The sequence below is a fragment of the Gemmata sp. genome (assembly GCF_051859125.1).
In the GTDB taxonomy this organism is placed as follows: Bacteria; Planctomycetota; Planctomycetia; order Gemmatales; family Gemmataceae; genus Gemmata.
In genome coordinates, this window is record NZ_JBHYGG010000008.1 from 1 (window position 1) to 26,262 (window position 26,262).

Below are 26,262 nucleotides of genomic sequence, written 5' to 3' on the forward strand. Positions count from 1 at the left end.
GGATACCTCCAGCCGGGCTGAGCCCTCCGATTTGCCGAGCGGCCATCTTTTGCCCAACGGAGCCCATTTTGTTGTCCTGTGCGGACAGGCGTGATCGTTTATACTGGAGCCGGGAGTGTGAATTCTACGCCGCCAGTGGAACTCCCCGAGTTGTTTGGGCTCAAAGGAGTGAGCGGGCACTCATTCGATCATCCCCCGAACTGGACTTCCTCCCATGAGCGAATCAACCCTCGGTGAACTGGTGCCGGTTGGGGGTGGCGATGCCATCCCGCTGCTCAGCGACGTCATGACGATCGGCCGGCGCGAGTCGTGCGACATCTGCCTGAAGTTCCAAAACATCTCCGGCTCGCACTGCGAACTCGCCCTGAAGGAGGGCGTGTGGCACGTCCGCGACCTGGGCAGCACCAACGGCGTGAAGGTGAACGGCGAGCGGACCCTGAAGCGCCCGCTGCGGCCCGGCGACGAGGTCAGCATCGCCGACCACAAGTTCACGATTCAGTACGAGTTGCCCGCCGGCAGCACGATCGAGGACGTGTTCGCCGAAGAGGAGGACATGTTCGGGCAGTCGCTGCTCGAGAAGGCCGGCCTCGCCCGCCCGCCCCGGCAGCCCCGCCGCCGTTGAACCCGGACCGCTCGCCCGGACCTCACCGCCTCCCTTCCGGGAGGCGGTTCCGTTTCGGGGTGAACCTCACCAGTGCATCACGTAGCCGCCGTCCACGTTGACCGTCTGGCCGGTCACGTTTGCGGCGCGGTCGCTCGCCAGGAACACCGCCATCGCGGCGATGTCGTCGGGCGTCTGCCAGCGGCCGAGCGGCACGATCTTCGACACCTTCTCGCCGGCCCACGCCTCGTAGTCCTTCCACGCCTCCGGCGGCTGCTGGTCGGCCCACGCCTTCCACACCGAGCGGTTCAGCGGCGTCTGCACCATGCCGGGGTTCAGCGTGTTCACCCGCACCCCGAAAGGGGCGAGGTCCTTCGCCGCACACTGTGCGAAGTTGATGAGCCCGGCCTTCGACGCGCTGTACGGCGGGTCGGTCTGGCTGCCGATCTGCCCGGCGACCGACGCGAGGAACAGCACGGTCCCGCACTTCTGCGCCGCGAACCCCGGCGCGAATGCGTGCGCGACGTTCACCGCTCCGATGAGATTGACCCGCAGCACGCGGTCCCAGTCCGACGGGTCGAGGTTCCAGAACGGGAACCCGAACTTCCCCGAGCCGATCCCCGCGGCGAACACGAGGTGATCGACCCGCCCGAACTCCGCCCGCACGCCGGCCTCGGCGGCCCGCACCGCGGCGTAGTCGGTGACGTCCGCGACGAACCGGCCGCCCTGCCCCGCGTCGGGGAATCGCAGGTCGATACTCGCCACTCTCGCGCCCTCGGCCTCGAACGCGCCGCCGATCGCCCGGCCGATCCCGCTCGCCCCGCCGACCACCACCGCCACGCTGTCGCGCAATCCGAGGTCCACGGCACATCCCCGGTGGGTTACACTGGTGCGTCACACGCTTGAGGATATTGCGCTCGCTGCCCCCGCGAGCGGTTCGGGAGTGCCGTGGTGCTCTGACCCGCGCCGGGCGTTCGGGCCGTCGCTACAACAAACGCCGCGGGTGGAACCCCGGCACTCTCGCTCGATGGAGCCTCTCCCATGTCGGCCGACGCGAACCCAGCGCCCGCACAGCCCCAACCGACCGCGACTCCGGCACAGCCGGCGGCCGCCGCACCGCCGGCCCCGGTGTGGGAGCCGCTGACGCCGCTCGAGCGGCGCATCCTCGGCGTGCTCGTCGAGAAGCAGAAGACCTCGAAGTCGGCCGACTCGTACCCGCTGTCGCTCAACGCGCTGTGGACCGGGTGCAACCAGAAGTCGAACCGCGACCCGGTCATGGACCTGAGCGACGACGACGTCGATCAGGCGATGCTCCCGCTCCAGAAGCGGGGGCTCGCGGCCCGCATCACCGGCGGCCGGGTCGAGCGGTTCCGGCACAACCTGTACGACCACTGGACCCGCAACGGGGCCGAGATGGCCGTGCTCGCGGAACTCCTCCTCCGCGGCCCGCAGACCAAGGGCGACCTCCGCGTGCGGGCCAGCCGCATGGACCCGATCGACACGCTGGAGGCGCTGGAGGAGATCATCAAAGTCCTCGCGGCGAGGCGGCTCGCGGTGTACCTCACCGACCCGGACCGCCGCGGGGCGGTCGTCACGCACGGGTTCCACCACCCCGACGAACTCGCAAAGTTGAAGGCGCACTTCGCGAGTTCGCCCGCGTCGGCCGCGCTCGCGGACATCGGGGGGGCCGCGCCGCCGTCGCGGTCCGGTGGGTCGTCGGAGGCGGTCGCGGCGCTGGAAGCGAAGCTCGCGGGTGCCGTCGAGGAGATCGACGCGCTGAAGGCGCGGGTCGCGGCGCTGGAAGCGGCCCTCGGTGACCCGCGGAAGCACCCCGCCCCGCCGGCGGCGTGATGCGAAGTTCTGTGGGTTCGCGTCTGGTCCGAGCCCGAGCGCCGAGCGAGGGTTCATGTTCACCCCTCGCTCGGCGCTCGGGCTCGGACCAGACGCGGCGCCCCCCGAGGAAGCGCTTCAACGGGGTTTGGTCTGTGGTGGTGTCGAGGTTTCCGCTACCGAGATTGCGGGAAAGCGAAATCGCGTGAGATGTTTGGGGCCGCGTTCGCGACTCAGGGGGTAGCGGGACGTGCCCGCCGCACCCGAACAACGCTCGCACCGAAAATCCATGACACCGCGCGACTGGCAGACCTCGACCGACCCGCACGCGATGCTCGAAGCGCTCTACCCGGTTCGCGGGATGGACAGCATCGAGCCCCAGACCCGGAGATCGCGCCTGTACCTGCTGGCGTGCGCCCGCCGGGCGTGGGACGTCCTGCCGGGCGTGTGCCGGGCCGTCGTTCGCGTTGCCGAGGTGGCGTACTGCGAGGCGAAGACCAAGCGAGAACTTCGGGACGAGGTGTACCCGCTCGCCGAGGCGCTGGTCCTGTGCCGCGGGGGGGTCGACGACGTCAACGACATCGGGCGCGAACTCGTCGCGCTCGGCCACGCGACCCGCGACGAGGTGCGGGTCGCGACCGACTTCGACCCCGGGGTGTGGCGCGGCTTCTCGCACCTCGCGTACGCGCCGTTCGAGGGGAACACGCCGTACTTCTTCCACATCCCGCCCGAGTTGCACTCGCCGCACCTCCTCCGGGAGGTGTTCGGCAACCCGTTCCGGTGGACCGCACCGTTGCACCCGAACTGGCGGACCGACACGGTCGTGAACCTGGCCCGGCACGCCCACGCGACCACCGACTTCTCCACCATGCCGATCCTGGCCGACGCGCTCCAGGACGCGGGGTGCGACCGCGACGACGTCCTCGACCACCTGCGGCGGGCCACCCAGCACGCCCGCGGGTGCTGGGTGCTGGAGGCGATCCTGACCGTGCCGTGAGGCGTCAGATAGGCCCGCGTGGATGAGTGGCCCGGGGTGGGGCAGGCATTCTTGCCTGCCTCCAACCGCCTCTGGGGCAGACGCGACCCGCCCTTCACTTCCGCGGGAGCAGCGCCTTGCCCTCGATCGTCGGGCACCAGTTCGCCTCGATGAACTCGATGATGAGGTCCGTCCCCTTCTGGTGCGTCACCATCGGCTTCATCTTCGGGTTGTACATCGCGTCGGTCAGGTCGCGGGCGAGGTACACGTCCTTGCCCCACTTCACCATCTGCTTGATCGCGAACGTGCGGTTCAGGATGCACATGTTCGTGTGGACCCCCATTACGATCAGCGTCGTGAGCCCCTTCTCCGCCATGAGCGAGAACACCTCGGCCCCGCTGTCGGTGACGTAGTCCTTGTCGGCGTCGACCGTGAGCGCCTCGTGCTGCCGGGTCCAGGCCCGGAACGTCTTGGCCGGCCTCTCGTCGTCGCACCCGCCGTCGGAGTCGTCCACGGGCAGCGGCGGGTTCGGGAGCTCCTTGCCCTTCGGCGGCGCGACCGGCTTCACCGCCAGCATCCGCTTGCGGGCCGGGTGGTCCTTGTAGAAGCCCATCGTGTCGGACGGGCAGTGGACGATCGTCATGCCCGCGGCGCGACACGCCTTCAGCACTGGCTCCATCTCCTTCGTCATCTCCGCGCACCGCTTCGCGGCCGCCTTGCACCAGTGGTCGTCCCACATGTCGCAGACGATCACGGCGGTCTTCGCGGGGTCGATGGCGGCCGTCACGGCGACCAACTTCGCGGGGCCGCCGCTCGGGTCGGCCTCCCGCTTCTGAGCGGCGACCTCAATGGTGCCCTTCGACTCGGCCGACGCTGCGAGCGCGAACCCGGCGAGCAGGACGCCGGCGCACAGTGCGTACTTCATGGGGAACTCCGGGGAGGGTGGGGGCCCCGATTAGACCCGTGGTTGCGGCACCACACAACGGACGCGGCCGGGATTTCTCCCGGCCGCGTGTCGGTCACTTCCTATTGGCGGGCTTCTTCAGTGCGAGGTCGAGCGTCTGCGGCCCGGCCCGCACCTCGACCGCCTGGTTGTTCCCGGCCGCGTCGGGGGGCACGGTCTCGGTGCGGATGATGCCGTCGGCCCCGTACTTCCCCTTCAGCTCCTTCGACACCCGGGCCGCGTCCTCGCTCGTCTGGACCGACGGCCCCGCCCCACTACTCGCCTCGACCTTGACCAGCTTCGGCCCCGGCGGGACGTTTGCAACGGTGTACCGGCCGTTGGTCACCGCCCCGCCGACCACCGGCCCCTTGCCGTCGGCCGGTGCGAACGTGACGTAGCCGTTCGCCACCGGCTGGTCCTCGAAACTCACGAGCCCGGACACGCTCGCCGCCCCGCCCCCGCACCCCGCGGAGAGGAGCCCGATTACGGCCGGCACGATCGCTAACGCGCGTCTCATGTGCGGCCTCCGGTTACGGGTTATTGGTGACGACCTCGCCGCCGGCGCGGGTGCCCATCGCCCGCCACGCGGTCGCGTCGGTCGAGTCTGTGAAGAACCGGATGCTCCCGTCGGCCATCGCCGCGTTCACGCCCCCGGTGTGCTTGCTCCGGGCGGCCGCGTGCGCCCCCGCGGCCGACGGGGTCCACCAGGCGTTGCCGCCCAGCGACAGGCACGCCGGCTTGTACGCGGCGTCCCCCTGGCTCGCCGGGCACGGGCCGACGACGCGGTCCGGGGACGACGAGTTCGGCGTAAGGGTCGCGGAGAACAGCCCGCCGCCCATGTTCCCGTAGATGACGCCGCCGAGCGGCCCGCCCCACCCGGTGACGCTCGGGCTGATCCCCTCGGCGAGCATGAGCGTGTTCGACGTGCCGTCGCTGAGTTCGGTCATCTTCGCCCCGGCCGACCGCACCCCGGCGCCCGCATCGACGCTCTGCCCGGCGCGCACGCCGAAGGTGCCGATCCCCCACGGGCCGGCCGTTGAGTCGGTGGCCGCACCGTACATGTCACCCGAGCCGGTGCAGGCCCGGTAGCTCCCGCGGACGAACCCGTAGTCGGTCGAGCCCGTCTCGTTCTCGTACGGGCCGCCGTCGCTGGGGCAGATTAACGTGGTGAGCACGGCGTGCCGGGCCGCCCGCTGCGTGGCGTTGTTGCCGATCGGGCCGTTCGGACCGGGGTACGACGCCGCGAACGGCGTCTGGTTCAGGGTGACGTACCCGTTGTAGACGTTCCCTTGCTCGATGTACGGCAGAACCTGCTGCGTCCAGGTGTACGTGTCCCACATGTCGTACTTGCGGCCGTACGGCATCGCCCCGAGGGCGTCGTGGTACGCGTGGCAGGCGATGCCGAGCTGTTTAAGGTTGTTCGAGCACTTGATGCGTGCGGCCGCCTCGCGGACCTTCTGCACCGCCGGCAGGAGCAGACCAATGAGGATCGCGATGATCGCGATCACGACCAGTAATTCGATGAGCGTGAAGGCACGCCGATGGGGGAGAAGCCCTCGCATGTGTGACCTCGGAGATAAGGACCGAGAACGAAACGGTCAGGGCGAAAGCCCGAAGAACATGAGCTGGAAGTGAAAATACCAGGACTTGGGCAGAGCGGCAAGAGGATTTCTTAATTGTGTTTACTAAATGCGATTAAGAAACGTTCCGGGAGCGAGATGAGTGAGTGCAATTTTCCGGTAGGCGAGAGCAAACGGGCCGGAAACTAAACGGAGCGGGGCCGCAACCGGCTACCGAATAGCTGGTTGCGGCCCCGCTCCGTGGCGAACAATCACTTCAGGTCGAAGAGCAACACTTCGGCCGTCTCGTCACCGGTCACGGTCACCGTAGTTTCCTCCTCAACGGCCGCGGCGTCGCCCGCGACGAGCTTGTGCCCGTTGACCGTGGCCGCCCCGGTCGCGACGTGGACGAACGCCGCCCGGCCCGGCCGCAACTCGTGGGCGACCGCCTGGCCCGCCGCCAGCTTCGTCTGGTACACGCGGGCGTCCTGGTGGATCGGCAGCGCGCCGTCGGCGGCGTCCGGGGACGCCACGAGCCGCCACGTGCCCGCCTTCTCCGCGTCGGTGAACAGCCGCTGGCCGTAGCCCGGCGTGTGCCCGCGGCGGTCCGGGAACAGCCAGATCTGGAGCAGGTGGACCGGCTCCGTGTCGGACGGGTTGAACTCGCTGTGCGTGACCCCGGTCCCGGCCGTCATCACCTGCCACTCGCCCGCGTGAATCACCTCGCCGTTGCCCATGCTGTCGCGGTGCTCGAGTTGCCCGCTCAGCACGCAGGTGAGGATCTCCATGTCGCGGTGCGGGTGCGTGGGGAACCCGCCGCCGGGCGCGACCCGGTCGTCGTTGATGACCCGCAGCGTGCGGAACTGGTGGTGCTTCGGGTCGACGTAGTCGCCGAACGAGAACGTGTGCCGGCTGTCGAGCCAGCCGAAGTCGGAGACGCCGCGGTCGGCCCCCTTGCGAATCGTCAGCATTGGTAAACCCTGTAAGTGCCGCCGAGGTCCATTGGCGGCACCAGGAGATACCAGTTCGCGGAGGGGCGCTTTCACCGGGCGGAGGCGCTCAGCACCTCGTGCATCCCGGAGCCGAGCCACACCGCGGCCCCGACGCTCAACACGAGGACGAGGAAGCCGACCAGCCGCGTCGCCTTGATCTGCCACCACATGAAGATGCCGGACACGCCCCAGAACACCATCACGAACGCCATCGCGTCCACGACGACGGCCCAGTACCACTTCGCGTTCGGCTCGCCGGGGTACCCGTGCGTGGTGTGCATCCGCGTGAGGAACCGCCGCGTGGATAGGTCGTCGGCCGGAGGCGCGTCGTCCGCGGGGCGGCCGCTCACGGTGCCCACCTGGGCGTTGTAGGTGACGAGCCAGGTCTTCGTGCCGTCGGTCATGAGGAACGTCAGGTCCGGGACGCTGGTGACCGTGACCTCGCCGCTCGGGAACCCGGTGCGCTCGAGGACGGTCGGCACCGCGGCCTTCACGCGGTCGTGGAGGGGCAACTCCAGCGAAAGCGTGTCGGCGGGTGCGGTCGGCCGCGGCCCCTTCTCGCCCCCACCCGGGCGACCACCCTTCTCGCCGCCGGGGCCGCGGCCGCCGCCCTTCGGACCACCGCCGCCGATCGCGAATGGGGCCTTCTCAACGGGAGCCGGGGCGGTCTGCGGGGTCGGGCGGCTCCGCACGGTGCCACCGTTGCCGCCGACCTCGACGAGCACGTTCAGTTCGCGGCCGTCGGCCTTCACCGTGGCGAACGCTGCCTCGCGGGTGTACTTCGCCCTCTCGGGCTGAACGAGTTCGTAGCCCACGGGCGGGTTCGCCCGCGACCGCAGCGCCGTGACGACCTGATTCGCGACCTCGGCAGGAGAGGGCACACTCTCCATCGGCGTGCCGCTGAGTTCGGGCCGGCCGAACGCCGCGGTCGGCGCGTCCGCGAACGCGGTGGGGTGGTTGAACAGGAACCCCGTGACCCCATACAGGATGGCCCACGGGAGCAGGAGCAACCCGAAGTAGAGGTGCCCGCGGCGGACGACGTGCATCACCCGCTTGTGGAGCGGGCGGCGGTGCGGCACGGGCGCAGGCGCTTCGCCAGGCATCTCCCCAGGTGAATCTGTCTTCAACGGGAGCATGGAGTCCACAGCAGTCGCTCGGTTTGGGGTGCAAAGCGTGTCACAATCTCGCAGTTCGGGTAGGGTTAAGGATGTCGGCACCTGCGGTACCAGGCACACGACGTGTGCCTGGTACCGCAGGTGCCCGAGGCTCTGTCCGGTCGCCCTAAAAGTCGCCGAGTACTTGGCCATCGTCCCGCAACATCAGGTTCAGAAACGTGTCCAGCGAGATCGAGTCGCGCACGAACCGAGTCGAGCCGTCTGCCAGATTGAGGTTAACTCCCCCATTGTGGAAGCTGTAAGGCTGCCCGCTGTTAGTGTGGTTGATGAATGCGTAGGTCCCCGGAGCGTCCTCGATTGCGGCTTCCCAGGCTGCACCCAGTGCCGAATTCGTCGGTGCGATTGGTGGTGTTGGGCTACCGGCGACGCCGCGACCACTGTTCGTCGGGCTGGTCGCCGCGGTCTCGTTGTCTCTCCGATACGCTCGCATCTTCACCCCGTCACCCGCTCCGGCCCACGCGAGTGAAACCGTGCCAGTCACCTGCTTCCCCCTGACGTATAAGTTTGGGGACCCAGCACATTCGTAGAAGAGCATGGTGTTGCTGTAACCATCCGTTATGGCGGCGTAGGCGGCACCACGTCGGCGGGGGTCGGTGCTTCGTGAGTCCGGCGGGCTCATCGCAGTGTTGAAGTTCATCTGCGGCTCGCCCTCCTGGTACCAGAGCGGGTGGCCGACCGGTCGCAGGGCCGGGATTCGGGGCGTCGTGTAATCACTCGCCTGTGCGCTGACTCCCGACACCACAACGGTTCGGTCGCCCGGCGTACTCGGGCACCGGAACACCGCGAGCGAGGTATTGAACGAGGCTCGCAGATCGGCAGACCAGCCAGAATCGCCGAGCTGACCGTTGAATCCGTAGAGACCACTCGAGTGTGTGGCTGTGTCGAATCCCTGTGCCAGCGTGGCTTGCTCTACATAGGGAAGAATTCGCCACAACGACCCCGTTCGGGAGTACGGGAAGTAACCGTTGACGTGCTCGTATTGCATCATCCCGAGGCCGATCTGCTTCATGTTGTTGCCGCACTTGATGCGGGCGGCGGCCTCGCGGACCTTCTGCACCGCAGGCAGCAGGAGCCCGATCAGCACGGCGATGATGGCGATCACCACCAGCAACTCGATGAGCGTGAACGCGGAGCGGCGCATGGGAGCCCTCGGGACGGTAGGTGCGCTGTCACGAGCCGCGTTGCTACGGATGGTGAGCAACCAGCGGGTGCCGGTTGCGATCCCGAGCGTTGGCGGAGCAGGCTCTTGGAAGAGGTCCGGGGCGAACAATTCCCCCCGGACCCGCGTGTTTGGTGAGATTCGATCTCAGGAGCTTGGCGTAACGATATTTGGACAGCGGCGCCGCGTCAACAGTTCCCTCATTTTTTCGCGAATGGTCACTTCGCGGCGACATCGACCACGAGGGTCGCGTAGTGCCGCTCCTCCTCGTACTTCTTGCCGCCGTGCTCGCCGCCCTTCGCCTCGGTCGTGCGGGTCCACGCGCCGTACCGCCCGGCCCCGGCGAACTCCTGCGTCAGCCCCTGGCTGTCGGTCTTCACCTTCTCCTTCTTGCCGTCCGGGAGCATCACGGTGACCTCGGCGTCGGCCGTCGGCTTGCCGGCGACCAGGAACAGGAACTTCACCTTGCTGCCGGCCGCCACGGGGACCAGTTCCGGGGCCGCGCCGCCGACCTTGCCGCCGTCGGCGGGGACCTCGCCCACGACCGCCTTCGGGTGGTACGCCAGCAGGTACGGCTTCGCGTCGCCCTTCTGCATCACCCCGTAGTTGACGGACCCGAACACGACCCGCGGCCCGGTGCCCGGCACCGCGGCGGCGATGCTGTGCTTGCCCACTTCGAGCTTCGCGTCGGTCGCCTTGCCGCCGGCGTCGCGGACCTGGAGCTTCAGGCCGCTGATCTTGTCCATCGTCACCGCGTCATCGACGCCGAGGTCGTCGCTGAACACGACGGTCGCCTTGCCAGGGTCCTTGGCATCGGGGATCACGAACACGAAGTGCGCCTGGGCGGCCGCCGTCGCGGCGGCGAGGAACAGCGCGACACTCGCAAAACGGAGCATAATTCACCTGGTGTGATGGAGCTTGGTGTGAAAACGAAGCCGGGCGGGCGTTCTACCCGCCCGGCTGACCCGGCGGCTTTCGCCGCCGAATGCGATCAGTCCTTCTTGGGGGCGGGGGCCGCGACCGGCTCGCCCTTCTCGGCCAGCGTCAGCCGCTCGACCTCGGCGACGTTGCCGCTCGCGCTCCGGGACGCGCCGCCGATCAGCAGCACCTCCGCCGGGCCGACCGGGATGAGCCGGGCCACGACCCGCGGGTTGGCCGCCGCGCCGACCTTCTCCCACGCGGAGCCGTCGGCGGTCATCCGGTACACGCTCCCGGCGGCGGTGTTCACCACGACGCGGCCGTTCACGGTCCCCGCGGCGGGCGAGAACGCCATCGCGCGGGCCGCGCCCTCGGCGGCCACGTCCGGCAGGGCCGGGCCGGTCGCCCACTTGCCCGTCTCGACGTCGAAGATCTCGATCGCCTTGCCGTCGGCCCCGAGCCCGCCGAGGACGTACACCTTGGACCCCACCACCGTCGCCGTCAGCGCCCGCCGCTTGAACGGCTGCGGGACCGCCTGCCACTTCGGCGACGGCGAGCCGAGGTCGAGGGTCTCGACCGTCTCGTGCCACCCGGCCTTCTCGCCCTTGCCCTTCATCTGCCACCCGCCGACCACCACGAGCTTGTCGCCGACGACGACCACGTCGTGCGACGACCGGCCCGCGGGCAGCGGCGGCAGCTCCTCCCACTTGCCGACCTTCGGGTCGAACCGGGCGCACTCGACGAGCGAGAAGTTGTCGGCCGGGTCGCCGGGCTTGTTCCGCGGCTGCATCCCGCCGACGCGGTACACCTTGCCCCCGTGGGCGACGAGGTTCATGCCCTGTGCGATCGGGCCGCCGGGGAGCTCCTCCCACTTGGTGCCGCCGTCGATCTTGAGCCGGTGGAACGTGCCGAGGACGCTCTCGGTGTCGTAGCTGTGCGTCTTCCCGGCGTGCCCGCCGTAGACGTAGACGTACCCGTCGCACGCGACCGCCCCGTGGCTGGCGACGGCCCTCGGCAGCGGCGGCAGTGCCGGGGCTTTGGTGGTGGTTGGCTCAGCCGCAGTCGTCGTTGCGGCGAGGAACAGAGACAGGAACGCGATCCGAGTCAGTTTGCGGAGCATGAGTTTAGCCTGCAGTTGGTAGGGGGAAGGATCAGGTCAAGATTTCGCGGCAGCGAGCTCTCTCTTCTTGCCGGGATTCACAACGGTGCGCATGAACCGGTCCCACTCGCGGGAGTCCTGAAACTTCGGCTCGGTGTCTTTGAGCCGCTCCAGGGACATCCCGTCGTACTTCTTGTCCGCCGGAAGGCTCTTCCACTCCCCAAGAGTCAGGGGCGCGCCCGGATCCTGAGTTGACGCGGGCGGAACCGGTTGCTCGCCGCACCCCGCGAGCACCACCGTTACGGCCAGGGACACGAAGACACTCATCAGTCGCATCGCAGCACTCGTGCAAGTAGGGAAGCTCGGGGGTTAGTACGCCGGGATGACTTCGCCCCCGGCACGGGTGCCGAGGTACGTGAAGGTCGTCGGGTCGATCGAGTCGCGGATGAATTGGATCGACCCGTCCGTCAGCGCGAAGTTCGCGCCGCCGGTGTGACCGCTGCGGAAGGCACCGTAGTTCGCGTCGCCGCTCCCGTCGCGCTTGTTGATGCCACCGGCGGTCCCGGTCCAGTTGTAGAAGTAGGCGTACGCCCAGACCGGTCCGTAGTTCGAGGGCACCCCCGCGGGCATGAAGTCGCCCTCGCCCATGAGTATCGTGTTCGAGGACCCGTCGGTCACGTCGGTGATCCGCAACTGCGTGTTCCCGGCCACGTCGGGTTGGTTCGGGTTGGTGGCCGGGTCGTACGCGCCGTTCCGGATGGGCAGGGCGACCCCGTCACAGGCCGCACTCACCCAGGCCCCGTACCGCACCTGATTGGCCGTTGGGGTTCCGATCGAGAAAAGATAACTGGACGGGGCCCGGGTGTTCGGAGCGGTGCCGAGTGAGCCGCCGCTTGTGGCGCTCGGCGGAATCATGGAGGGGCAACTGAACGTCTGGAGCGGCATTTTCTGGAGCTGGGCATTGCTGTATCCCGCCGCGTTGGTCACCGTGCTGCCCGTTGGGTAGTTGGGCTGCCACTGACGGGCAACCACATCTTGTTCGATGTACGGGAGGATGAGAATGAAGCCGCTGTCATAGGTGCCGGTCGCCGATCCGGGGGCGTAGTTCCTGGTCGCGTACGGCAACTTCTCGGTCGCGTCGTGGTAACCGTGACAGGCGAGTGCGAGTTGCTTGAGATTGTTCTGGCACTTGAGGCGGGCGGCCGCCTCGCGGACCTTCTGGACCGCGGGCAGCAGGAGCCCGATCAGCACGGCGATGATCGCGATCACCACCAGCAATTCGATCAGGGTGAACCCGCGGCGGGGCCGGACTTGGGACTCGTTGGGCATCACGGCGGTCTCCTCAGGCTGTTGGGGTCGGAACCGCGGCGCGCACCTTCCACGCCCCCTCCGTCGGAGGGTGAAGTATGTGGGTGAAAGCGCGAGCGTGCCGCGGGCTACGCGGTGCCCCGAAACACGGTGGGAAGACGGGCGCGTGTGCGAAACGGAGTCGCGGCGCAGCCCGTAAGCCCCCGGCGATTCGGGAAACTCACCGACCGCGTCGCGTACGGAGGGATCGGCTGGCGGCAGCCGGACCGGACGGAAGCTAGCGGAGGGATCTAGGTGAGACAAAATCTCATCTAGTGCCTTTACATTATCTGCGTATGCGGTACTGTCAAGCAGACCGAACGAAATCGTCCCGTTTCACTCCGGTTTCCGTACCAGTGCAATTTGTGGGGCAGTGTTGCAACCCGGTCTCACCGGTTCAACCAAGGCTAGAAGGGATCGCCCGATGAGCGAACACGAGCCAGACGAGCCCGCGGAGGCGACGAGCGACGAGCCCCGCAAGGTGGTGCGGGCTGAGGAACTGTTCGGCGCGGACCGCGAGATCTGGATCGAGCACGAGGGCGTGCGCTACCGGCTGCGGATCACCCGCCGCGGCAAGCTCATCTTGCAGAAGTGACTGCGGCTCATCTCTTCTTCGCCGTCACGACGCGAGGGTGCTTCGCGTCGTCCTTGAGCGTCGGGCCGACCTCCAGGTCGGGTTGCGCCGCGAGCAGGCCACGCACCGCCTCGTCCTGCGTCGAGCCGACCTCCAACAACAGCTTCCCGCCCGGCTTCAGGAACGGCCCGACGGCGGCCGCGATGCGGCGGTAGAACGCGAGGCCGTCGGCCCCGCCGTCGAGGGCGGCGCGCGGCTCGTGGTCCCGCACCTCGGCTTGGAGCCCCGCGAACTCACCGGCCGCGATGTACGGCGGGTTGCTCGCGATCAGGTCGAACGTCGCACCGGCCGGCAGCGGGCCGAACAGGTCCCCTTGCAAGAACGTCATGCGGTCGGCGACCCCGGCCTTCGCCGCGTTCCGCTTCGCTACTTCCAGAGCGTCGGGCGAAACGTCGATCGCGGTGGCGTGCGCGTCCTTCTTCTGGTGCGCGATGCTCACGCCGATGCACCCGGAGCCGGTGCCGACGTCGAGAACCGCCGGGGCGGTCTTCGGCTTGAGGAACGCCAGCGCCTCGGCGACAAGCGTCTCCGTCTCGGGCCGCGGGATCAGCACCGCCGGCGTCACCTCGAACGTGAGCAGGTAGAAGTCGCGGGCGCCGACGAGGTACGCGACCGGCCACCCGGCGATCCGCCGCTGGATCAGTTCCTTGAACCGGTTGCGGTCGGCCTCGGGGGGCTGCTGGTCGAAGTTGACGAGGAGATCGACCTTCTTGCACCCGAGGACGTGCGCGAGGAGCACCTGGGCGTCGACCTTGGGGCTCTCGATCCCCTTCTTGGCGAGGTACTCGGTCGTCCAGTTCAGCAGCGCCCGGTTCGTCCAGACGGTCGGGATCTGCGGTGCGTCGGCCATGAATCCGTTCCGGTTCGGAGCCCCGAAGGGCGGCAGTCGATAGCCAGGGGCGTGAGCCCCTGGTACGCGGGTATTATGCGGGGAGTTCCGACGGGGCGACAGGGCGGTTGCTTACCCCGTGGTCGCGGCGGCGAGCCGCTCGCGCTTGACGTGGTCCCGCATCGGCTGGATCATCTCGTCGAGCCCGCCGGCCATGACCGCGTCGAGGTGGTACACGGTGAACTCGATGCGGTGGTCGGTGCAGCGGTTCTGCGGGAAGTTGTAGGTGCGGATCCGCTCGTTGCGGTCGCCGCCGCCGATCTGGTTCTTCCGCATCGCGGCCCGCTCGCGGTGGAGCTTCTCCTGCTGCCGCTCGAAGATCCGGGTCCGGAGCACCCGCATCGCCTGCTCGCGGTTCTTGTGCTGGCTCCGCCCGTCCTGGCACTTCACCTCGATCTGGTCCGGCGTGTTCTTCCGGTACCAGATGCGGACGGCCGATTCGGTCTTGTTGACGTGCTGGCCCCCGGCCCCGCCGGCCCGCATCGTCTCCCACTCGATGTCGTTCATGTTGATCGCCACCTGCACCTCGTCGGGCTCGGGCAGGACCGCCACGGTGGCGAGGGAGGTGTGGATGCGGCCCTGCGTCTCGGTCGCCGGGACGCGCTGGACGCGGTGCCCGCCCGACTCGTACCGCAGCATCTGGTACACGTCGTCGCCGGACACGCCGAACGTGATTTCCTTGAACCCGCCGGCCTCGCCGGGGCTGTGGCCGATCTCCTCGACGGTCCACCCCTTCGTGCGGGCGTACCGGGAGTACATCTCGTAGAGGTTCCCGGCGAACAGCGCCGCCTCGTCGCCGCCGGTGCCGGCCCGGATCTCGACGATGAGCTTCGAGAAGTCCTCGGACGGGTCGACGAGGAACTGGTCCTCGATCTTGGCGTGGAGGACGGCGCGCTTCGGCCGCAGCGCCGCGAGTTCCTCCTCGGCCATCGAACGCATGTCGGCGTCGGGGCCGGCGGCGAGCGCCTCGGCCTCCCTGATGGACTCGTCGAGCTTGAGGAGTTCGAGGTACGGCTCGATGAGCTTGGCGAGCGCGCCGCGCTCCTTGGCGATCGCGTTGGACCGCGACGGGTTGGCGGCGACCGCGGGGTCGTAGAGTTGCTGTTCGAGGTCGCGGTAGTGCGCGAGCTTCTGGTCGAGAGCGGCGAACATGGCGGACCCGAGTGTTGGGAGTGTTGGAGAGTGTTCGGGAGTTCGGTTCGGACCGGGCCGCTCGCCCCGTCAGGGGCGCTAACGAAAAGCAGTGGCGATCGAGCGGCTCATCGGAACACTCCAAACACTCTCAACACCCAACACTCTCCGACGCTCACGTCGCGGCCCCGTCGGCCTTGGTGGCGTACTTCGTGTTCTTGTACTTGTCCTGGAACTTCTGGACGCGGCCGGTGGTGTCGAGGAGCTTCATCTTCCCGGTGAAGAACGGGTGGCTGGCGCTGGAGATTTCCAGCTTGTACAGCGGGTACTCCTTGCCGTCGGTCCACTGGATGGTGTCGTCGGTCTCGACGCTCGACCGGGTGAGGAAGCTGAAGTTCGCGGCCGCGTCCTGGAACACGACTTCGCGGTAGGTGGGGTGGATGCCCTTCTTCATGGGAACGTCTCCGGCGTGGCAGAATTTCGGCAAAGGCTATCAGATTAGGGCCGGCCGGCCCCGCCGACAACGGCGAATCGGTGCCAGAAATTACTTCACACGGCCGCGGCCCTGCCGTAAGCTACACCGACTTGGCGGGTTCGGTCGCGTTCGGTGCGTCCGGCACGGCCGAACGGACCCGGTGGGCGGGTGCGGGGCGTAGGTTATTCCGACAGCGCACGTTCCTCCTCCCGCCGCAGTGGTGTGCCGGGACTGGACTTCCTGCCAGACATGACTTACGGTTCGGGTGTCATCTTCTTGGTACACGGTCCCGGTGGCTCCCGTCCACACCGCCGGGGTGAGGTTTGCGCTCCATGAACTGGCTCCGCGAACCGGACGGCGAACCCCTTCCCGGCTACCGCCTGCTGGAACCGATCGGCACCGGCGGGTTCGGCGAGGTCTGGAAGTGTACCGCCCCCGGCGGCATCCTGAAGGCCATCAAGTTCGTCTACGGGAACCTGAACGCGCTCGACGGCGACGACGTCCGCGCCGTTCAGGAGATGAAGGCGCTGGAGCGGGTCAAGCAGGTCCGCCACCCGTTCGTCCTGTCGATCGAGCAGATCCAGGACGTCGGCGGCGAGCTACTGATCGTGATGGAGCTGGCCGACAAGAACCTGCACGAGTGCCTCGTCGAGTACCAGGACTCGGGCCGCCCCGGCATCCCCCGCGACATCCTCCTGGGCCTCCTCGACGACGCGGCCATCGGCCTCGACCACCTGATTGAGAAGCACAACCTCCAGCACCTCGACGTCAAGCCCCGCAACCTGTTCATGCTCGCCGACCGGGTGAAGGTCGCCGACTTCGGGCTGGTGAAGACGCTGGAGCGGTCGAGCTCGTCGGGCCTGATGGGCGGGGTGACGCCGATCTACGCGGCCCCCGAGACGTTCTCGAACAAGATCAGCAAGCACTCGGACCAGTACAGCCTCGCGATCGTGTACATCGAGCTGCTCACCGGGCTGCGGCCGTTCGCCGGGAAGAACATCCGGCAGCTCGCGCTCCAGCACATGACGGAGCCGCCGGACCTGTCGATGCTCCCCGAGGCGGACCGGCCGATCGTGGGCCGCGCGCTGTCGAAGAACCCGGACGACCGGTTCCCGTCGTGCGTGAGCTTCATCCGCGCCCTGGCCGGGCGGAGCGACAGCAACGGGAGTGGCGGGGGGAGCGCCGGCGGCGGGCAGGGGGTGACGGACCCGTCCGCGTGGTCCAAGGCCGCCCGCACCGCCCACGACGTGGACCTGACCCCGCCCGCGCCCCGCCCGGCCCGCGGCGCGACCGCAATCGCCGCCAGCAAGATCCGCCTGAAGTCGAAGCCCGACCTCGACATCAACGAGAGCCACCTGCTCGGGACCACGACCGCGTCGCGGCGGGACCCGGGCGTGCTGCGGCCCACGGTGCTCATCGGCATCGGCAGCTTCGGCCGCCGCGCGCTCCAGGAGCTCCGGTGCCGGCTCACCGACCGCGTCGGCGACGCCACCCAGGTGCCGAGCTACCGGTTCCTGTACGTCGACTGCGACCCGGACGCGCTCAACAAGGCGATCAGCGCCCCGCCCGACGTGGCCCTCGACGCCGACGACGTGTTCCAGGTGCCGCTCCAGCCGGTCAACCAGTACCGCCGCAAGCAGCTCGACCAGATCCTCGACTGGCTCCCGCGGGAGAAGCTGTACTCGATCCCCCGGAGCCTCCACGCGGGCGGGTCGCGGGCCCTGGGCCGGCTCGCGTTCTGCGACAACTACCTGCGGTTCGTGACCCGGCTGCGGCGCGACCTCCAGGTCGCCACCCACCCGGAGTCGATCAGCGCGTCGTGCGACCAGAGCGGACTCATGCCCCGGGACAAGGTCCCGCAGGTGTACGTGTTCGCCAGCGCCGCCGGCGGGTCCGGCGGGATGCTCATGGACCTGGGGTACGCGGTCAAGCGGGTGCTCGGGCGGCTCATGCCGAGCCAGAAGCCGGCCATCACCGCGTTCGTGTTCGCCAGCTCGCCGAAGGACCCGAACACGTCCGAGCAGGAACTCGCCAACCTGTACGCCGGGGTCACCGAACTCAACCACTACGCCGACCCCGAGGTGACGTTCACGGCCCACTACGGCGGCCCCGAGGGGCCGAAGGTCGAGGGCCAGGGGCTCCCGTTCTCCGCGACGTACCTGTTGACCATGAAGGCCCGCTCGGTCGAGGCGTTCCGCGACGTCGTCTCGCACCTCGCCGGGTACGTCGCCCACGACATGACGACCCCGCTGGGCAAGGCGCTGGAGAAGGTCCGGCTCAAGCCCCCGGCCTACGAGCGGACCCCGTTCCGCACGTTCGGCACCTACGGCGTGTGGTTCCCGCGCGGGCTCATGCTCCGCACCGCCGCGCAGCGGATCGCCCTGACGCTCCTCAAGGCGTGGCGGGACCAGCCCCCGTCCGGCGACGTGCCCGAGGTCGAGGCCGTCGTCGCGCAGGTGACCGCCGACGAGCGGCTCCGGGCCGAGAGCGTGCAGTACCAGCTCGACCAGGAGTTCATGCGGGGCCCGGACGGCGCGGCCGGCGAGCAGATCGAGCGGTGGCTCACCGGGCTCGAGGCCCAGATCAGCCCGACGGCCCGCAGCTCCGAGGCGTCCAAGTGGTCGCGGAGCGTGTGGGACCAGGCCCGCGACCTGATCGGCTCGCGGCCCACGAACGAGAACGACAGCACCGTGTCCCGGAGCCGGCTCAGCAAGGTTCTCGAGGACGCGATCAAGCGGGCCGCCGAGGTGTGGGCCAACGAGTTCGCGGCCGCGTGCCGGCCCCTGGAGGCGATCCCGGGCCGCCGGCTCGGCCTGTTCGAGGCGGCCCTCAAGAAGCTGTCCCGGTGGTGCGTGGAGGCCGCCGCGGTCGTCGAGAAGAAGGCCGAGCCGATCGGCTCGAAGACCCGCCAGGCCCGCAACGACGTGCAGGCCGCGTTCGACGCCTGCCAGGCCGGGAGCCGCGCGTTCAGCTTCTTCGGGAACCGCCCGACCCGGAGCATGAAGCACTTCCTGGAGCAGCTCCGGGTGTTCGCCCGGCTCCGGCTCCAGGAGGACATGGGCGACGCCACGATCCGGTTCTACCGCACCCTCCGGCTCCGCGTCGAGGACAAGGTCCGCGAGATGGGGAGCTGCCGGGCCCGGCTCGACCAGCTCCTCAAGGTGCTCGAGGACCCGCTCCGCACCATGCCGATCGGGGACGACACCCCGTACTCGACCAGCGAGGAGGCGCTCCAGCGGACCATCCACCCGACCAACACCCTCCAGGTGGTCCTCCCGAACGGCGAGACGCACATCGACCGCTCGGCCAAGAAGATCGTCCAGGGGCTGCGGCACGCGGACATGCAGCGGCTCGAAACGGCCGTCCAGAAGCTCGTGCTGGAGCCCCGCGGCGGGCTCATCTCGCTGTGCGAGCTGAACGCCGACATGATGCGGACCCTCGTGAACCCGCTCGTCGAGCAGACCACGGCGTTCCTCGGCGACCTGCTCCCCGAGACGGACGTGACGGACATCGAGGCGTCGGCCGCGAAGGCCAAGCGGACCGACCCGGCGGACCGGGTCCGGGAGTACCACCGGCTCGCGGCCCCGCCGGTCGGCGCGCCGCAGGCCGACGAGAACACGTTCGTCCTCGTCCCGGACAGTAAGCAGGGGAAGGACTACGCGGCCCTGGTGAAGCAGACGCTCCACGGGGCGACGACCCTCCCGGTCAACGGGTCGGCGACGGACCTGATGTTCTGCCGCGAGCACGGGGCGCTGACGGTGGCGGAACTCGCCGAGTTGCTCGCCGACTGCCAGGACTCGTACTACGCCGCGATCGAGGACCCGCAGAACTCGCCGCACTCGCGGCACGACGTGACCGAGTGGCTCCCGATCACGGGGTGAGGACTCACGAAAGCAATTCAACCGTCGGGGAGACTGCTCCGACCGAACACCGGGTTCCGTCCGCCGGTCGTAGAATCGGTAGCGGAATTCGGCCGAGTAATTGGTGGCGTCTCGCGTCTCAACCCCCTCACCCGCGACTCGCAGAGCCTCGTCGCGACCTGGCCCCCGAGACCGGGGGCGAAGTGGGGTGCCGGATTGGTGGCAAAGGCCTCTGGCCTGTGATCGCCTGCACAGGCCAAAGGCCTGTGCCACCAGAAGCACGGGCTCCACCTCGCCCCGGTTTCGGGGGAGAGGTCGCCGCGCTTCGCGGCGGGTGAGGGGGAACCACTTGTTCCCGTCCTCACCACTTGTTGAGCAGCCGCTCACCTCCGGTCGGTCGCGACTCGACGTGTCGCTCGCCGGTCCAACGCGACTGCGGCGGCGAAGCCCGTGAGCCCGCCGAACGTCGCGCCCATCATCACCGCGATCGGGACCACGAAGTCGCGGGCCACGTCGCCCCAGATGCGGCGCGAGGTCGGGTCGCGGTCCCCGGCCTGGAGGTACGCCCACGCGGCGGAGCCGCACAGGCACACACCGAACACCACCCCGGCGACGATGACGCCGTAAAACGTGCGGGCCGGCAGCCGGGAGTTCCCCGCCGTCGGCCCGCCGCGTTCGTTCACTTCACGCGCCATTCCCGGGTCCTCACGCGCCGCCGAAGGCCAGCCCCGGGGCCGCGGGCGGAACCGGTTCGGGCTCCGGCACCACGACCGCCGGCGCGTCCTCGACCTTCCGCGGCTTCGTCTCCTTCCGCAGTTCGGCGACCGGGACGCCGGCCATGAGCTTCGCGACCTCCTCGCGGTCGATCTCCTCGTGCAGCAGGAGCGCCTCGGCGAGCCGGTCGAGCTTGTCGCGGTGCGTCTTCACCAGTTCTGCGGCGCGGGCCTCGGCGTCGGTGAGGAGCCGCTGGATCTCCTCGTCGATGAGCTTGGCCGTGCCCTCGCTGAACGTCCGCGACTCGACGATCTCCTTGCCCAGGAAGACGTGGTCCTCGCCCTGCTGGTAGTACACCGGCCCGAGCTTCTCGCTCATGCCCAACTGGGTGACCATCGTGCGGGCGATCCGGGTCGCCTGCTTCAGGTCGCCGACGGCCCCCGAGAGCGGCTCGCCGATCACGAGCCGGTCCGCGGCGCGGCCGCCCATGCTCATCACCAGCATGGCGACGAGTTCGCTCTCGGCGTGGTCGACCCGGTCCTCGTCCTGCTGGAACATGGTGACGCCGCCGGTGCGGCCGCGGGGGATGATCGACACGCGGTCGAGGGCGTGCGCCCCGGACGGCATGAGGAACGCGCACAGGGCGTGCCCGGCCTCGTGGTACGCGGTCCGCCGCTTCTCGTTCTCGCCGTACGGCTCCTCGCGCATCGCGCCGAGGCGGACCCGGTCCGCGGCGCGGTCGAAGTCGATCTGTTCGAGGCTGCTGCGGCCGGCGCGGGTCGCCTGGAGCGCGGCCTCGTTGCACAGGTTCTGCAACTCGGCCCCGCTCATGCCGACCATGTTGCGGGCGATCCGCTCCAGGTCCACCGCGTCGGACAGCGGCTTGTTCCGCGTGTGGACCTTGAGAATTTCGAGCCGGCCCTTCCAGGTCGGGCGGTCCACGGTGATGTGCCGGTCGAACCGGCCGGGGCGGAGCAGCGCCGAGTCGAGCACGTCGGGCCGGTTGGTCGCGGCGACGACGATGACGGTCTCGGACGGCTGGAACCCGTCCATCTCACTGAGGATCTGGTTGAGCGTCTGCTCGCGCTCGTCGGACCCGCCGCCGTACCCCGCGCCGCGCATGCGGCCGACGGCGTCGATCTCGTCGATGAACACGACGCACGGCGAGTGCTCCTTCGCGGTGCGGAACATGTCGCGCACGCGGCTGGCCCCGACGCCGACGAACATCTGGATGAACTCGCTGCCACTGATGGCGAAGAACGGCACGTTCGCCTCACCGGCGACGGCCTTGGCCATGAGCGTCTTGCCGGTGCCAGGGGGACCGAACAACAGCACGCCCTTGGGCACGCGGGCGCCCAGGCGAGAGAACTTGGCCGGGTCGGTGAGGTAGTCCACGATCTCGGCGAGTTCGCCCTTGGCGGTCTCCATCCCGGCCACGTCGGCGAACGTGATCTTGCCCTTCCCCTTCTCGTACCGCTTGGCAGGGCTGCGGGTGTAACTGTTCATGAACCCGCCGCCCATCGGGTCTCGCATCTTCGGCAGGAACACGAACACGAGGATGGCGATCAGGATGCCGATGACGATGAGGTTCAGGACGAACGGGGCGATCCACGCGGGGTCCTCGCGTTTGCTGATGCTGATCTTGTCGGGGTCGGGGTCGGTGGGGGCCTTCTTGCGGGCCGCCTGGTCCTTGGTCTCCCAGTCGCGGATGAGGGCGGGCTGGTCGTTGGTGTGCGGCATGTTGACGACGAACCGCCCGCCGGTGAGCTTGTAGTTCTTGACGGCGTCCGAGTTCGGGTCGCGGACCTCGCCCTCGACGCGGTCGCTCCCGATGAACACCGCCTTCTTCACCTGCCCGGTCTCGATGAGCTGCGAGAACTCCGAGTAGGTGATCTCGCGGGCCTGCCCGGAGACGAAGTACAGGACGGCGAGGACGGTGAGGACAACCAGGGCGATCCACCCGCCCGGGAGCAGCGGACTGGCTTTTTTACTATTGCCGCCCGGTCCCGGCTGGGGCGACGCGGGGGAGTTGTCGGCCATCTGAGTCTCCGTGCGAGACAATAAAATTGGGGCGGCCGGCGCCGCGGGCACGGCACCGGCACCCCGCACTTCTTATGCATTCTACCCAACCGGAGAACCGGTGGCGCACCAGGTCGCCGGCCGGTCGAGAAATGAGAGAGCCGCGCGTGCCAACCAGTGCCACGCGCGGCTGCTTCGGGTGTCACGCGAACGCGACGCGGGTCACTTCTTGTCGCTGTGGAGCACGTCCCTGATCTCGGCCTGGAGGTCCTCGAGGTGGCCCAGGGTCGCGGGGTCCTTCGCCTTCCCCTTCGCCGTCGCGATCTCCTTCTCCAGCCGCGCCAGCGCCACGCGGGCCACGCCCCGGAGTTCGGTCGTGCGGGCGGCGAGGTCGCCGATCCCCCGCGGCACCGGGATGCCGCTCACCTGCCCGGGGGTCGAGGGCGTGAACTCGTTCCTCAGCACGTCCACGTACGCCCGCTGGAGCTGGCGGCGGATCGGGTCGACCTTCGGGGCCTCGGCCTTGAGTTCCGAGAAGATGCCGCCCTGGAGGTCGTCCACCAACTCGACCGGCGTGTACGCCTTGTCGCCGAGCAGCACCTCGGCGTCGAACAGCCGGCTCATGCGGGCCGGGCTGAGGAGCGTCGAGAGGATGCCCCGCTGCTGGGCGGTGATGGCCGCGGTCGCGCCGGAGAACTTGAACTGGTTCACGACCGCGGGGTTGAGCAGCTTCGTCGGCGTGGTGAAGGCGTTGTCGAGCAGGAACTTCACCGCCTCCTTCTGCTTGTCCTTGGGGACGCGGACGAACGTCTCGGTGCCGCGGCCCCCGAGGGTGCGGTACTCGATCACCCCGGCGACCTGCTTGGCGACCGCGTTGAACCACCGCGCGCGGTGGCTCATGATCTCGCCGTACACCTCCTCCAGGAGCGCGAAGTCCTCGCCCTTCTCGGTCGTCGCGGCGACGAGGAACTCGAGGGTGCGGTCGACGTTCTTGAGGCCCAGGCCGGTCGCCAGGACCGGGTCGGAGCCGATGTTCTCGGTGAGCACGGTCGGGTCCACGGTGCTCGGCCCGTCCTCGCCGCCGAACCGCAGGAACGGGTTGTCGATCTGCTTGCTGGCCCACTCGTCGAGGGTCTTCTTCTCGTCCTCGGCGGTCTTCATCCCGGGGATCTGCTTGTACCCCCACTCGATGGCGAAGAAGTCGTACGGCGCGAGCCTCGGGATCAGGTTCTTGACGTCGAGCTTGTCCTCGGGCTGCGCGACGTAGTTGTACCGGCCGTAGGACATGATCGAGCCGACGCTGCCGTTCTCGGCGGCGAACTTCGGGTCGCGGAGCTGGCTCACCGAGTACGCCTGGCTGGCCCGGTGGTTGTGCCGCAGGCCGAGCGTGTGGCCGACCTCGTGGGCGCAGATGTACCGGAGCAGCTCGCCGGTAAGTTCGTCGGGCATCGGGAGCTTGCGGGCGCGGGGGTCGGTCGCCGAGCACTGCACGAAGTACCAGAGTTGCGCGAGCTTCACCACGTCGTGCCAGAAGATGATGTGGGCCGAGATGATCTCGCCCGACCGCGGGTCGTGGACGTGCGGCCCCATCGCGTTGGCGACCGGCTCGGCGACCCACCGGATCACGCTGTACCGGGCGTCCTCGGGGTCCCAGTTCGGGTCCTCGGCGCGGGTCGGGGCGTCCCGGCAGACGATCGCGTTCTTGAACCCGGCCTTCTCGAACGCCGGCTGCCAGTCCTCGACGCCCTTCTTCAAGAACGGCCGCCACTTCTCGGGGATCTCCTTCGACAGGTAGAACGTGATCGGCTTCACCGGCTCGCTGACGTCCTTGGCCGGGTCCTTCTTCTCCAACCGGTACCGGGTGATGTACTCCTTGTTGACGGCCCACTGCCGCGGGTGCGCGTAGTCGGTGAACTCCTCGGTGAAGTACCCGACCCGGGGGTCGAACAGGCGGCCGGTCATCGGCGCCTCGGGCAGGATCGCGAGGCTCTGGTGGACGAGCGCCGTGACGCTCCGGCTGGCCCCGCCGGGACCCCCGGGGCCGCCGGGGCCGCCCGCACCGAACGCGCCGCCGCCGCGGAACGTGAGGAGCGACCGGGCCTCGACGTTGGCCGGGAACGCCTTAAGTTCCGCGAGGTACGAGCGGCTCGCGTCGACGCTCCCGCCGCCGCCGCTGGCGCGGGCGATGGGCAGGTCCGAGAGCCCGTTGATGAACAGGTCGGACACGTTGATGACGGCCGCCCGGTCCTTCCCCTCGCACTCCACGGTGAACACCGCGATGATGGCGTCGGTCGCGGACGCCTCAACGGCGTGCTGCACGGCCTTCCCGTCGGACCGCTTCGAGAACCCGACCTTCCACACGTACATCTTGTTGCCGCGGCGCTCGAACTTGAGGACCGCGTTGCCCAGGGACGCGCCGCCCCAGCTCCCGCCGCCCGGCCCCTTCGCGACCTCGGCCTGCCACAGGAACAGCCGGCCGAGCTTCTCCTGCGCGATCTCGAAGTACACCTTGTCGTCGTGCCGGTGGACGGCGAACAGCCCCGGCTGCGTGGTGAAGTCCTTGGTGATGACGTCGTCGTACTTCTTCAACTCGCCGGCCTTGGGCGTGCCCGGGGCCGCGCCCTTCGCCTTCGGAAAGAAGCCCTCCTGCGTGCGGGCGTGCGGCGCGAGGGCGAGCGATGCGACGACGGCAGCCGCGCAAAGCAACAGGCGGGTTCGCATGTGAACACCGGTGGATGTTGGGAGTCAAGTTGGAGCAACTGGGTGCATTGTACCGCGTGCGCAAGGCGGGTGGGGACCGTCGCGGGGAAGTTCCGGCGGCCCCGCCGGCGCAACCGGCACCCGCGGCGCGACCCGACCCCGAGCCGCCCGGTTCCGCCGCAACCGAATGACGCTTGAGCCGCGGGTACCCGATAAGAGACGAAGCCACCCTGCGCCTGATTCACGGAGTTCGCGGATGTTGCCCCTCTGTCTCGCGGCGCTCACGCTCGGTGCCGACCCCGCCCCGTACCCGTACCCCGACGCGCCGCCGCTGACGCCGCCCTACGTCGCGGAGAAGCGGCTCCCGTCGGTCCTCACGCCGAAGCAGCGGATGATCGCGAAGGTCGCCGACCTCGCGCTGCCGGGGGCGGGGAGGCCGGCCCCGTGCGCGTCGTTCCTCTGGCAGCCGAGCTACGAACTCGACTTCGCGCTACGCGGGCCGGCCCGCGAGTACGTCCCGCAGCCCGGCGACATCGTGCTGTCGGCCGACGGGTCCGTGTTCTGGAAGCTCATGCACAACCTCGCGGGGACGAGCCACCCGACGCACTCGATGATCGTGTTCGCGTACCCGGACGGGTCGATGGGCATCCTCGAAGCGGGGCCGCACGACACCCTGAAGTGCCGCACGCTGGAGGCGCTCCCGCACATGCTCAGCTACGAGGCCGAGGGCCGGGTGTGGGTACGCCGCCGGGCGGTGCCGCTGACCCCCGAGGAGTCGGCCCGGCTCACCGAGTTCGCGCTCGCGACGAACCTGCGGAAGTTCGCGCTCGGCCGGCTGGCCCGGCAACTCACCCCGATCCGGTCCCGCGGCCCGCTCCGCACGGCGTTCGTCGGCAAGCCGCAGGGGCTGGACCGCGAGAGCTACTTCTGCAGCGAGCTGGTGTGCGAGGCGTGCGTGTACGCCGGCCTGATGAACCCGTGCACGACGCGGCCGTCGGCGACGTACCCCCGCGACCTGTTCATGGACCACTCGCCGAACCCGTACCTGAACCGGCACCTGAAGCTCGCCCCGTGCTGGGACCCGCCCGCCCGGTGGACGAGCACCGCAACCGAATGCGGGAAATAGAAACCCCGGCCCCAGGGTTCGCACCCAGGAACCCCAGGGTTCGCACCCTGGGCTACGCACTAGAGGTTCTTCACGATAGCGGTGGTTGTGGGTAGGATGCCAGCCCTTGCGCCGC

23 protein-coding genes are annotated in these 26,262 nt (G+C 69.0%); 6 read left to right on the plus strand and 17 right to left on the minus strand.

Annotated features, from left to right (window positions below; genetic code table 11):
- Window positions 1-214: 214 nt before the first annotated feature.
- The gene (locus tag ACTIGN_RS01705; RefSeq protein WP_439620741.1) at window positions 215-622 is read left to right on the plus strand and encodes an FHA domain-containing protein; all 408 of its coding nucleotides are present in this window, start codon (window positions 215-217) and stop codon (window positions 620-622) included.
- A gap of 66 nt (window positions 623-688) precedes the next feature.
- Here the strand turns inward: ACTIGN_RS01705 and ACTIGN_RS01710 are convergent, their stop codons facing one another.
- Window positions 689-1,465, minus strand: a complete 777-nt coding sequence (locus tag ACTIGN_RS01710) for an SDR family NAD(P)-dependent oxidoreductase (RefSeq protein ID WP_439620743.1) — start codon at window positions 1,463-1,465, stop codon at window positions 689-691.
- 177 nt (window positions 1,466-1,642) lie between these two features.
- Here ACTIGN_RS01710 and ACTIGN_RS01715 point away from each other — a divergent pair, with 177 nt between their 5' ends.
- A complete protein-coding gene (locus tag ACTIGN_RS01715) occupies window positions 1,643-2,452 on the plus strand; it encodes a YceH family protein (protein WP_439620745.1) in 810 nt (269 codons plus the stop codon).
- Between the two features lie 268 nt (window positions 2,453-2,720).
- Entirely contained in the window at window positions 2,721-3,428 is a 708-nt protein-coding gene (locus ACTIGN_RS01720) for a hypothetical protein (RefSeq protein WP_439620746.1), read from the plus strand.
- Between the two features lie 94 nt (window positions 3,429-3,522).
- Here ACTIGN_RS01720 and ACTIGN_RS01725 read toward each other — a convergent pair whose 3' ends face one another.
- The 10 genes from ACTIGN_RS01725 to ACTIGN_RS01770 form a co-directional block, all read right to left on the minus strand.
- Window positions 3,523-4,332, minus strand: coding sequence for an isochorismatase family protein (locus ACTIGN_RS01725; RefSeq protein ID WP_439620748.1), 810 nt, complete (start codon window positions 4,330-4,332; stop codon window positions 3,523-3,525).
- 94 nt (window positions 4,333-4,426) lie between these two features.
- Window positions 4,427-4,867 carry a hypothetical protein gene (locus ACTIGN_RS01730; protein WP_439620749.1) on the minus strand — a complete coding sequence of 147 codons (441 nt, stop codon included), beginning with the start codon at window positions 4,865-4,867 and terminating at the stop codon, window positions 4,427-4,429.
- A 13-nt stretch (window positions 4,868-4,880) separates the two neighbouring features.
- A complete protein-coding gene (locus ACTIGN_RS01735) occupies window positions 4,881-5,912 on the minus strand; it encodes a DUF1559 domain-containing protein (RefSeq protein ID WP_439620751.1) in 1,032 nt (343 codons plus the stop codon).
- A gap of 269 nt (window positions 5,913-6,181) precedes the next feature.
- Window positions 6,182-6,880 (minus strand): pirin family protein, encoded by a 699-nt coding sequence (locus ACTIGN_RS01740; protein WP_439620753.1) that lies wholly within the window; start codon window positions 6,878-6,880, stop codon window positions 6,182-6,184.
- 71 nt (window positions 6,881-6,951) lie between these two features.
- Entirely contained in the window at window positions 6,952-7,980 is a 1,029-nt protein-coding gene (locus tag ACTIGN_RS01745; RefSeq protein ID WP_439620754.1) for a PepSY domain-containing protein, read from the minus strand.
- A 202-nt stretch (window positions 7,981-8,182) separates the two neighbouring features.
- Window positions 8,183-9,217, minus strand: coding sequence for a DUF1559 family PulG-like putative transporter (locus ACTIGN_RS01750; RefSeq protein WP_439620755.1), 1,035 nt, complete (start codon window positions 9,215-9,217; stop codon window positions 8,183-8,185).
- Window positions 9,218-9,453: 236 nt separating this feature from the next.
- The gene (locus ACTIGN_RS01755; protein WP_439620757.1) at window positions 9,454-10,131 is read right to left on the minus strand and encodes a DUF4198 domain-containing protein; all 678 of its coding nucleotides are present in this window, start codon (window positions 10,129-10,131) and stop codon (window positions 9,454-9,456) included.
- Between the two features lie 95 nt (window positions 10,132-10,226).
- Window positions 10,227-11,273, minus strand: coding sequence for a Kelch repeat-containing protein (locus ACTIGN_RS01760; RefSeq protein ID WP_439620758.1), 1,047 nt, complete (start codon window positions 11,271-11,273; stop codon window positions 10,227-10,229).
- A gap of 36 nt (window positions 11,274-11,309) precedes the next feature.
- Window positions 11,310-11,588 carry a hypothetical protein gene (locus ACTIGN_RS01765; RefSeq protein WP_439620760.1) on the minus strand — a complete coding sequence of 93 codons (279 nt, stop codon included), beginning with the start codon at window positions 11,586-11,588 and terminating at the stop codon, window positions 11,310-11,312.
- Between the two features lie 33 nt (window positions 11,589-11,621).
- A complete protein-coding gene (locus tag ACTIGN_RS01770; RefSeq protein ID WP_439620761.1) occupies window positions 11,622-12,581 on the minus strand; it encodes a DUF1559 family PulG-like putative transporter in 960 nt (319 codons plus the stop codon).
- 442 nt (window positions 12,582-13,023) lie between these two features.
- On the opposite strand from ACTIGN_RS01770, the gene hemP reads away from it, so the two are divergent.
- On the plus strand, window positions 13,024-13,194 hold the full coding sequence (hemP, locus tag ACTIGN_RS01775) for a hemin uptake protein HemP (RefSeq protein WP_439620763.1): 171 nt from the start codon (window positions 13,024-13,026) through the stop codon (window positions 13,192-13,194).
- A 7-nt stretch (window positions 13,195-13,201) separates the two neighbouring features.
- Here the strand turns inward: hemP and prmC are convergent, their stop codons facing one another.
- From prmC to ACTIGN_RS01790, 3 genes are all read right to left on the minus strand, one after another.
- The gene (gene prmC, locus ACTIGN_RS01780; RefSeq protein WP_439620765.1) at window positions 13,202-14,083 is read right to left on the minus strand and encodes a peptide chain release factor N(5)-glutamine methyltransferase; all 882 of its coding nucleotides are present in this window, start codon (window positions 14,081-14,083) and stop codon (window positions 13,202-13,204) included.
- Between the two features lie 111 nt (window positions 14,084-14,194).
- Window positions 14,195-15,274, minus strand: a complete 1,080-nt coding sequence (gene prfA, locus ACTIGN_RS01785; RefSeq protein ID WP_439620767.1) for a peptide chain release factor 1 — start codon at window positions 15,272-15,274, stop codon at window positions 14,195-14,197.
- A 154-nt stretch (window positions 15,275-15,428) separates the two neighbouring features.
- On the minus strand, window positions 15,429-15,707 hold the full coding sequence (locus tag ACTIGN_RS01790; protein ID WP_439620769.1) for a type B 50S ribosomal protein L31: 279 nt from the start codon (window positions 15,705-15,707) through the stop codon (window positions 15,429-15,431).
- A 353-nt stretch (window positions 15,708-16,060) separates the two neighbouring features.
- Here ACTIGN_RS01790 and ACTIGN_RS01795 point away from each other — a divergent pair, with 353 nt between their 5' ends.
- The gene (locus ACTIGN_RS01795) at window positions 16,061-19,609 is read left to right on the plus strand and encodes a tubulin-like doman-containing protein (RefSeq protein WP_439620770.1); all 3,549 of its coding nucleotides are present in this window, start codon (window positions 16,061-16,063) and stop codon (window positions 19,607-19,609) included.
- A 362-nt stretch (window positions 19,610-19,971) separates the two neighbouring features.
- Here ACTIGN_RS01795 and ACTIGN_RS01800 read toward each other — a convergent pair whose 3' ends face one another.
- The 3 genes from ACTIGN_RS01800 to ACTIGN_RS01810 form a co-directional block, all read right to left on the minus strand.
- On the minus strand, window positions 19,972-20,283 hold the full coding sequence (locus tag ACTIGN_RS01800; protein ID WP_439620771.1) for a hypothetical protein: 312 nt from the start codon (window positions 20,281-20,283) through the stop codon (window positions 19,972-19,974).
- 10 nt (window positions 20,284-20,293) lie between these two features.
- Window positions 20,294-22,342 carry an ATP-dependent zinc metalloprotease FtsH gene (gene ftsH / locus ACTIGN_RS01805; RefSeq protein ID WP_439620773.1) on the minus strand — a complete coding sequence of 683 codons (2,049 nt, stop codon included), beginning with the start codon at window positions 22,340-22,342 and terminating at the stop codon, window positions 20,294-20,296.
- 201 nt (window positions 22,343-22,543) lie between these two features.
- On the minus strand, window positions 22,544-25,042 hold the full coding sequence (locus tag ACTIGN_RS01810) for a zinc-dependent metalloprotease (RefSeq protein WP_439620775.1): 2,499 nt from the start codon (window positions 25,040-25,042) through the stop codon (window positions 22,544-22,546).
- 235 nt (window positions 25,043-25,277) lie between these two features.
- Between ACTIGN_RS01810 and ACTIGN_RS01815 the strand changes: the two genes are divergently transcribed.
- Window positions 25,278-26,147: a hypothetical protein gene (locus tag ACTIGN_RS01815; RefSeq protein ID WP_439620777.1), complete on the plus strand. Its 870-nt coding sequence runs from the start codon at window positions 25,278-25,280 to the stop codon at window positions 26,145-26,147.
- Window positions 26,148-26,262: the final 115 nt, after the last annotated feature.

Excerpts from the sequence above, each read along its gene's own strand:
- ACTIGN_RS01760 (WP_439620758.1), bottom strand. The coding sequence starts at position 11,273 with ATGCTCCGCAAACTGACTCGGATCGCGTTCCTGTCTCTGTTCCTCGCC.
- ACTIGN_RS01725 (WP_439620748.1), bottom strand. The coding sequence starts at position 4,332 with ATGAAGTACGCACTGTGCGCCGGCGTCCTGCTCGCCGGGTTCGCGCTC.
- ACTIGN_RS01790 (WP_439620769.1), bottom strand. The coding sequence starts at position 15,707 with ATGAAGAAGGGCATCCACCCCACCTACCGCGAAGTCGTGTTCCAGGAC.
- ACTIGN_RS01730 (WP_439620749.1), bottom strand. The coding sequence starts at position 4,867 with ATGAGACGCGCGTTAGCGATCGTGCCGGCCGTAATCGGGCTCCTCTCC.
- prmC (WP_439620765.1), bottom strand. The coding sequence starts at position 14,083 with ATGGCCGACGCACCGCAGATCCCGACCGTCTGGACGAACCGGGCGCTG.
- ftsH (WP_439620773.1), bottom strand. The coding sequence starts at position 22,342 with ATGGCCGACAACTCCCCCGCGTCGCCCCAGCCGGGACCGGGCGGCAAT.
- ACTIGN_RS01815 (WP_439620777.1), top strand. The coding sequence starts at position 25,278 with ATGTTGCCCCTCTGTCTCGCGGCGCTCACGCTCGGTGCCGACCCCGCC.
- ACTIGN_RS01795 (WP_439620770.1), top strand. The coding sequence starts at position 16,061 with ATGAACTGGCTCCGCGAACCGGACGGCGAACCCCTTCCCGGCTACCGC.
- ACTIGN_RS01765 (WP_439620760.1), bottom strand. The coding sequence starts at position 11,588 with ATGCGACTGATGAGTGTCTTCGTGTCCCTGGCCGTAACGGTGGTGCTC.
- ACTIGN_RS01735 (WP_439620751.1), bottom strand. The coding sequence starts at position 5,912 with ATGCGAGGGCTTCTCCCCCATCGGCGTGCCTTCACGCTCATCGAATTA.
- ACTIGN_RS01770 (WP_439620761.1), bottom strand. The coding sequence starts at position 12,581 with ATGCCCAACGAGTCCCAAGTCCGGCCCCGCCGCGGGTTCACCCTGATC.
- ACTIGN_RS01715 (WP_439620745.1), top strand. The coding sequence starts at position 1,643 with ATGTCGGCCGACGCGAACCCAGCGCCCGCACAGCCCCAACCGACCGCG.
- hemP (WP_439620763.1), top strand. The coding sequence starts at position 13,024 with ATGAGCGAACACGAGCCAGACGAGCCCGCGGAGGCGACGAGCGACGAG.
- ACTIGN_RS01750 (WP_439620755.1), bottom strand. The coding sequence starts at position 9,217 with ATGCGCCGCTCCGCGTTCACGCTCATCGAGTTGCTGGTGGTGATCGCC.
- ACTIGN_RS01755 (WP_439620757.1), bottom strand. The coding sequence starts at position 10,131 with ATGCTCCGTTTTGCGAGTGTCGCGCTGTTCCTCGCCGCCGCGACGGCG.
- ACTIGN_RS01720 (WP_439620746.1), top strand. The coding sequence starts at position 2,721 with ATGACACCGCGCGACTGGCAGACCTCGACCGACCCGCACGCGATGCTC.
- ACTIGN_RS01810 (WP_439620775.1), bottom strand. The coding sequence starts at position 25,042 with ATGCGAACCCGCCTGTTGCTTTGCGCGGCTGCCGTCGTCGCATCGCTC.
- ACTIGN_RS01705 (WP_439620741.1), top strand. The coding sequence starts at position 215 with ATGAGCGAATCAACCCTCGGTGAACTGGTGCCGGTTGGGGGTGGCGAT.
- ACTIGN_RS01800 (WP_439620771.1), bottom strand. The coding sequence starts at position 20,283 with ATGGCGCGTGAAGTGAACGAACGCGGCGGGCCGACGGCGGGGAACTCC.
- prfA (WP_439620767.1), bottom strand. The coding sequence starts at position 15,274 with ATGTTCGCCGCTCTCGACCAGAAGCTCGCGCACTACCGCGACCTCGAA.
- ACTIGN_RS01740 (WP_439620753.1), bottom strand. The coding sequence starts at position 6,880 with ATGCTGACGATTCGCAAGGGGGCCGACCGCGGCGTCTCCGACTTCGGC.